The following is a 7,130-nucleotide window of genomic DNA, read 5'->3' on the forward strand; positions in this document are numbered from 1 at the left end:
GCTGCACGCCGTCCACGGCAGCCAGCCGCTGCTCGTGCTCCCGCGGCGCGCGCCAGGAACGCCGCCCGGGCCTCCCGCGCCGCACCTCGCGGTCCTCGGGCCGGGCACCGCCGCCGCCGTGGTCAGCCGGCCGCTCGGCGACGGCCGTCACGAGCTGGTCCTCACGCACGACCGCGACCTCGTGGCCGCCGTCGTGGCGGACCTGCTCGAGCGCGAGGACCCCGCCCTGCCCGGACCCGCTGTGCCCGTCGCGCGCCGGGAGCCGCCCGCCGCACCGCCCGCGGCGGCCGCTCCGGCCGGTCCGGAGCTCTCCACCCCCGACCCCGTCGCCGCGGTGGCCCGGTACGGGCTCGACGCGGTCCTGCAGCAGGCCGTGGACACCGACCGGCGCCGCGGCAGCGGCTGCGCGCTGCTGCTGCTCGGCACCGACGCGACCGGCGCGGCCGACACCTCGGCCGCGGACCCGTCCGCGCTCGTGGCCCGCCGCCTGCGCTCCTCCGTCCGCTCGGCCGACCGCTGGATCCCGCTGGGCGAGCGTCTGCACGCCGTGCTGCTGACCGGGCTGCCGCTCACCGTGGCCGAGGGCGTCGTGGACCGCGTGGCCGACGCCCTGCTGCACGCCCTGGAGTCCTCGGCGCTGACGGCGCCCGAGGCCAGCGGCATCCGCGTCAGCATCGGCGCGAGCCTCGCGCCCACCCGGGCCGCCACGGCCGCGGACGCGGTCACCCAGGCCGCCGCCGCGCTGGAGGCCGCCCGCTCGGCCGGGGGCCACTGCGCCCGCATCTGGCCCGTCTGACGTCACCTCCCGCTGCACCGTCCGGCCGGGACACCTCCGCGGCCGCGCACCTGGCACAGTGGCCGGGGGCGCGCGACGCGTCCACGGCGACGATCTGAACAGGTAGTGATGAAGGACTACGTCCTCCTGCTGCGCAACCCGCGCGCAGCCCGGCCCTTCGCCGCGGCGGTGCTCGCCCGGCTCCCGATCTCGATGGCCCCCCTCGGGCTGGTCCTGCTGGTGGAGACGCTGCGCGACTCCTACACGCTCGCCGGCGTCGTCGCGGGCGCCTTCGCCGTCGGGGTCGCCGTGGGCTCCCCCGTGTGGGGCCGCGCGCTGGACACCTACGGCCAGCCGCGCGTCATCACGACGTCGGCCTGCAGCAGCGCGGCCGCCCTGCTCGCCCTCACCGCCGCCACCTCCCGCCCCGAGGTCCCCCCGGCCGTCCTCGTGGGCCTCGCCGTGCTCGTCGGGCTGACCTTCCCGCCGGTCAGCCCCGCGATGCGCGCGGCCTGGCGGGTGGCGCTGCCCGACCCGCGCCAGCAGCGGCTGGGCTACGCCCTGGACGCCAGCGCCGTCGAGACGCTCTTCGTCACCGGGCCCCTGCTGCTGACCCTGATCCTGGCGGTCGGGCCCCCCGCGGCCCCCATGGTCGTCACCGTGCTGATCCTCGCCGGCGGCGGGATCCTCTACTCCCGCACCGAGGCAGCCCGCTCGTGGCGGCCCGAGCCGCGGCAGGCGGTGGCCTCCGCGGGCCGGCCGCCGGGGACGCGCCCCGTCGCCCTCGAGCGCGGCATCCCCGTCACGCTCGTCGTGCTGGCGGCCATGAGCGTCGGCTTCGGCCTGCTCGACGTCTCCCTCGCGGGGCTGGCCGAGCAGGTCCTGGGCTCCTCCGACAAGCTCGGCTACCTGTTCGCGGGCATCGCCGCGGGCAGCGCCCTGGGCGGGCTGCTCTACGGCAACCGGCAGTGGCGGGCGCCGGAGCGGATGCGGGTGACCGTCTCGATGGGCGGCTTCGGCCTCATGCTCGTCGTGCTCGCCGGTGCGGCGGCCACCGACGACCCGCCGCTGGCGCTGCTCGTCCCGGTGCTGTTCGTCACGGGCCTGTTCATCGCGCCCAACCTCATCGTGCTGCAGAGCCTGGTCGACGAGCTCGCCCCGTCGCACCGCCTGGGCGAGGCGCAGGCGTGGCTGTCGACGGCCGTGACGGCCGGCGCCGCCGTGGGCAACGCGCTCGCCGGCGTGCTCATCGACCGCGGCGGCCCGCGGGAGTCGCTCGCGGTCGCGGCCGTGGCCGTGCTCGCGGCCGCGGCCATCGCGCTCGCGGCCCAGCCGCGGTGGCGCACCGCGCTGCAGCCCGCCGGCTGAGGGCGCCGCCGGACCCCGCGCCGCCGGACCCCGCGCCGCCGGCCCGGGCGCGCCCGTAGGGTCCTCCTCCATGACCAGCGCAGCGACGCCCAGCGACCCGACGCCCGAGGCCACCCCCGCGAGCGGGCCGGCGGGCGGGACCACGGACGGCCGCCGGCCCACGGCTCTTGTGACCGGCGCGACCGCCGGGCTGGGTGCGGGCTTCGCCGACCGGCTCGCGGCGCGGGGTCACGACCTCGTCCTCGTGGCGCGCGACGAGTCGCGGCTGGCGAGCACCGCGGCCGCCCTGCGCGCGCGCCACGGCGTCGAGGTGGAGGTCCTCTCGGCGGACCTGTCCGACCGGGCCGCCCTCGAGCGCGTCGCGCAGCGCGTCGCCGACCCGGCCCGGCCGGTCGACGTCCTCGTCAACAACGCGGGCTTCGGCCTGCGGCAGCGCTTCGTCGACGGCGTCCCGGCCGACCACGAGCGGATGTTCGACGTCCTGTGCCGCGCGGTCATGGTCCTGTCGCGGGCCGCCGCGGGTGCCATGGTCCCGCGGGGGCGCGGGCGCGTGCTCAACGTCGGCTCCGTCGCGGGTCTCGTGCCCGGCGGGGGGCACTACTCGGCCGCGAAGGCCTACGTCATCGTGCTGACGGAGACCCTCGCCGGCGAGCTGCGCGGCACGGGGGTGACGGCCACGGTCGTCGCCCCCGGGTACGTGCGCACCGAGTTCCACGACCGCTCGGGCATGCGCAAGGGCGGGCGCTCGGCGCTGAGCGACCGCGTCTGGCTCGACGTCGCGGACGTCGTCGACGCGGCGCTCGACGACCTGTTCGCGGGGCGCGCCGTCAGCGTGCCCACCCGGCGGTGGGCGGTCGTGGCGACCGTCGTCGACGTCCTGCCGCGCGGTCTGGTCAGCCGGGTGTGGAACCGCATGCCGGGCGGTGCGGCCCGCCGGTACCCCACCTCGGGCGCCTGACCTCGCCGCCGCCGGGCCGAGCCGGACACGTTCAGTGACAGGTACTGCGCGCAGAGTCATCTTCTAGAGGTAGGCTGGTCGCATGCCCGGGCCCACCCCCAGCACGACCACGGGGACGGCCCCGACCGAAGCCGCGCGGCTCGCCGCCCTCCGCGACTACGTCGACGTGGAGGCGACCCCGCCGCCCGAGCTGCAAGCCGTGGTGCGGCTGGCAGCGCGGGCGACGGGGCTGTCCACCGCGGTCGTCAACATCATCGACGAGCGCCTCCAGCGGCAGCTCGCGACTGAGGGCTGCGAGCGCGCCGACTGCGCCCGCGAGGACTCGATGTGCAGCACGAGCATCTCCGTCGGCGGCGTGGTCCACGTCCCCGACGCCCGGCGCGACGTCCGCTTCGCCGCGAACCCGTGGGTCGACGGTCGCCTCGGCGGGATCCGGACCTACGCGGCCGCGCCCCTGACCACGCCCGGCGGTGAGGTCCTCGGCACCCTGTGCGTGTTCGACAGCGACCTCCGCACGGTCACCGACGCGCAGCGCACCGAGCTCGCGGACCTCGCCACGCTGGTGGTCGCCCTGTTCGACCGGGAGCGCCGCGGGCGTCGCGAGGCCGCCGCGGCGGAGGAGGCCCGCGCCGCCCAGCGCTCGGCGGAGACGGCCCGCGCCCTGCAGGACGCGCTGCTGCCGCACCGGCTGCCGAACTCGGACGCGGTCACGCTGACCACGCGCTACCTGCCGGCGGCGGCCGGCTCCGACGTGGGCGGCGACTTCTTCGACGCCGTCCGCACCGACCGCGCCTTCGTCGTCGTCATCGGCGACGTGCAGGGTCACAACACGGCCGCGGCGGCGCTCATGGGCCAGGTCCGCACGGCCGTCAGCGCCTACGTCAGCGAGGGGCACGGCCCCGGCGCGGTGCTCGAGCGCACCAACACCCTGCTCGTGGGGCTGGACGCCGACCTCTTCGCGACCTGCTGCCTCGTCTCGCTCGACGAGCGCACGGGCGAGGTCACCCTCGCGAGCGCGGGGCACCCGCCGCCCGTCGTCTTCGGTGCACGCGGGTCGCGGACCCTGGACGTCGAGCCGGGACCTCCCCTGGGCGTCCTGGCGGGTGCGGGGTACACCGAGCGCGTGCACCGCCTGCGCTCGCGCAGCCGGATCCTGCTCTACACCGACGGGGTCGTGGAGTGGGAGCGCGAGGACAGCGGCGAGGGAGCGGCCGCCCTCGAGGCCGTGCTGGTGCAGCACGCCACCGCGACCGCCTCGGCCATCGCCGACCGGGTCCTGGCCCCCGCCTCGCGCGCGATGTCCGACGACGCCGCGCTCGTGGTCCTCGACTACCTCGGGCCCGACCCCACGACGCGCGAGGTGCGGGTGCAGCTGCCCGCCGACGCCCGGGCGGTCTCCGCGGCGCGCGACTACCTCCGCTCCACGCTGGCCGACTGGGACCTGCCCGAACCCGCCGACGCGGCGGAGCTCGTGGTCTCCGAGCTGGTCACCAACGCCCTGCTGCACACGGGGTCCAGCGCGGCCCTGACCCTGCGCCACGACGTGGAGCTGTCCCGGCTCTCCGTCGGGGTCGAGGACAGCTCGACCCGCCACCCGCAACCGCGCGTCAGCCGGGACGACGCCACGGGCGGCCGCGGGATGCACATCGTCGAGGTCGTGTGCGAACGCTGGTGGGTCGCGCCCAGCGGCGACGGCAAGACGGTGTGGGCCGAGATGCCGGCCTGAGCCGGGCGCCGTGACGGCCGGGACCCCCGCGGGGGTCCCGGCCGTCCGGAGACCCAGGGGTCAGTCGACGATCGCGCCCGGGTTGAGGTTGCGCCCCGGGTCGACCGCGCCGAACAGCGCGCCGACGATCTCGCGGCCCGCGGGCGAGATGTCCTCGGCCAGCCAGCGCTTGTGCTCGCGACCGACCGCGTGGTGGTGCGACAGCGTCCCGCCGTTGTCGATGAAGGCCTGCTGGATGGCCGACTTCACGATCTCGTACTCCTCGAGCCCGTCGCGCTCGCCCGTCGCGGCGAAGGCGAAGGTGAAGTACTGGCAGGCGCCGATGTGGTAGCTGTGCGACAGGTGGCAGAAGATGAACCCCTGCACGCCGATCTCCGCGAACGCCTTGTTGGCGGCCGCGACCACGTTGTCGTGCAGCGACTTCAGCGTGGTCCACGGGGAACTCGTCTCCGACACGTCACCGTAGGCGCCGCGGTCGAGGATGAAGTCGCGGATGTAGGGCGTGTCGAACTTCTTCTGGTCGTACAGCGTGCCGGGGCCGGCCCCGACGCCGAAGCCGCCGTGCTTGCCGACGATGTCCGACACGATCGACTTGCTGCGGCGCACGTGGGCGGAGGAACCCTCGAACCCGATGAAGGACAGGCACATCTTCGACGGGTCCATGCCCTTGCGCTTGCTCGCGTAGAGCGAGACGCCCTTGCTGAGCAACTGGCCCACGGCACTGCTCTTCTTCGACGTGGCGAGCGTGAACTGCGTCTCGTTCTCGTCGGAGACGCGCGTGATCGACGGGTAGGCGTCGGAGGCGGCGATGTCGTGCATGGCCTCGAGGCCGCTCGCGTAGTCGGGGAAGAAGTACGCCTGGATGACGCGCTCCTCGGCGAGGCGGTGCACCTGCACGGTCGCCTCCGTGATGATGCCGAGCCGGCCCTCGCTGCCGAGGACCATCTCCCGCACGCTCGGCCCCGTCGACTCCGACGGCACGCGCCGGGTCACCACGACCCCGCGCGGGGTGACGACGCGCACGGCCTTGGTGATGTCGGCGATGTCGCCGAAGCGGTCGGACTGCATGCCCGAGGACCGCGTCGCGATCCAGCCGCCGAGGGTGGAGTGCTTGAAGCTGTCGGGGAAGTGCCCGATCGTCCAGCCGCGGGCGTTGAGCTGCTCCTCGAGGTCCGGCCCGAGGGCCCCGGCCTGGATCACGGCGTACTGCGAGGTCTCGTCGACCTCCAGGACCCGGCGCATGCGGCCCACGTCGAGGGACACCACCGTGCGGGTCTCCTCGCGCGGGGCCTCGAGGCTGCCGACGATGTTCGAGCCGCCGCCGAAGGGGATGAGCACCAGGTCGCGCTCGAGGGACAGCCGCAGGGCGGCCTCGACCTGCGCCTCGTCCGCCGGGTAGACGACCAGGTCGGGGACGCGGCCGAAGTCGCCGCGGCGGATGCGGATCAGGTCGCGCATGCTCTTGCCGTAGGTGTGCACGACCCGGTCGAGGTCGTCGTCGTGCACGTGCTCGGCCCCGAGCAGCGCGACGAAGGCGTCCTTGAGGTCCGCGGGCGCCTGCGACGCCGGGACCGCGAGATCGGCCAGGTCGGGCACGGCGACGGGCGGCCGGTTGAAGTCGATGCCGGACACGCGCGACACGAAGGGTGCCAGCTTGGGCTTGTCCTCGTGGTGGAAGGCGACGCCCTCCTGGCCCCAGCCCCACCACTTCATGTGCTCGACCACTGCGTCTCCCCTGCGTGCGCGACGGACCTGCTCGCGCGAAGCCTACGCGCGCGCACCGACAGCGCGGTCACCGACGAGGAAGCGCACGGCGAGCTCGTACCCGACGACGCCGAGGCCCGCGACGACCCCCGTCGCGACCGGCGTGACGTAGGAGTGGCGGCGGAAGTCCTCCCGCGCGTGCACGTTGGACAGGTGCACCTCGACGAGGCCGGCGCTGAGCTCGGCGCAGGCGTCGCGCAGGGCGACGGAGGTGTGCGTCCAGCCGGCCGGGTTGAGCACCACGGGCGTGCGGGCGTCGGCCGCCTCGTGGATCCAGCCGAGCATCTCGGCCTCGGCGTTGGTCTGGCGCAGCTCCACCTCCGCACCGAGCTCCCGGCCCAGCGCCTGCAGCCGCGCGGCGACGTCGGCCAGCGTGGTGGTGCCGTAGACCTCCGGCTGGCGCGTGCCGAGGCGGTCGAGGTTGGGGCCGTTGAGCACGAGGACCTTCACGCGGCGGACGCTACCGCCCGGCGGGCCGCCCCCGGACGAGCACGACCGTGGACGCGGACGGCTGTGGACGGCGGGGGGGGGGTGTGGAC

Annotated in this window: 6 protein-coding genes; 4 read left to right on the forward strand and 2 right to left on the reverse strand. The window is 75.7% G+C overall.

Annotated features, from left to right (window positions below; translation table 11 throughout):
- The 4 genes from GTR02_RS18020 to GTR02_RS18035 all read left to right on the forward strand — a co-directional run.
- On the forward strand, window positions 1-796 hold a 796-nt coding region (locus GTR02_RS18020), incomplete at its 5' end, for a diguanylate cyclase domain-containing protein (RefSeq protein WP_166608869.1).
- Between the two features lie 108 nt (window positions 797-904).
- Window positions 905-2,143 (forward strand): MFS transporter, encoded by a 1,239-nt coding sequence (locus tag GTR02_RS18025; protein ID WP_166608870.1) that lies wholly within the window; start codon window positions 905-907, stop codon window positions 2,141-2,143.
- A 70-nt stretch (window positions 2,144-2,213) separates the two neighbouring features.
- Window positions 2,214-3,101, forward strand: a complete 888-nt coding sequence (locus GTR02_RS18030; RefSeq protein WP_166608871.1) for an SDR family NAD(P)-dependent oxidoreductase — start codon at window positions 2,214-2,216, stop codon at window positions 3,099-3,101.
- A gap of 82 nt (window positions 3,102-3,183) precedes the next feature.
- The gene (locus GTR02_RS18035; RefSeq protein WP_166608872.1) at window positions 3,184-4,827 is read left to right on the forward strand and encodes an ATP-binding SpoIIE family protein phosphatase; all 1,644 of its coding nucleotides are present in this window, start codon (window positions 3,184-3,186) and stop codon (window positions 4,825-4,827) included.
- A 60-nt stretch (window positions 4,828-4,887) separates the two neighbouring features.
- Here GTR02_RS18035 and GTR02_RS18040 read toward each other — a convergent pair whose 3' ends face one another.
- The gene (locus GTR02_RS18040; RefSeq protein ID WP_166608873.1) at window positions 4,888-6,552 is read right to left on the reverse strand and encodes an FAD-binding protein; all 1,665 of its coding nucleotides are present in this window, start codon (window positions 6,550-6,552) and stop codon (window positions 4,888-4,890) included.
- Between the two features lie 42 nt (window positions 6,553-6,594).
- Window positions 6,595-7,041 carry a type II 3-dehydroquinate dehydratase gene (gene aroQ / locus GTR02_RS18045; RefSeq protein WP_166608874.1) on the reverse strand — a complete coding sequence of 149 codons (447 nt, stop codon included), beginning with the start codon at window positions 7,039-7,041 and terminating at the stop codon, window positions 6,595-6,597.
- Window positions 7,042-7,130 lie beyond the last annotated feature (89 nt).

It is taken from the genome of Kineococcus siccus, from assembly GCF_009906795.1.
Taxonomy (GTDB): Bacteria; Actinomycetota; Actinomycetes; order Actinomycetales; family Kineococcaceae; genus Kineococcus; species Kineococcus siccus.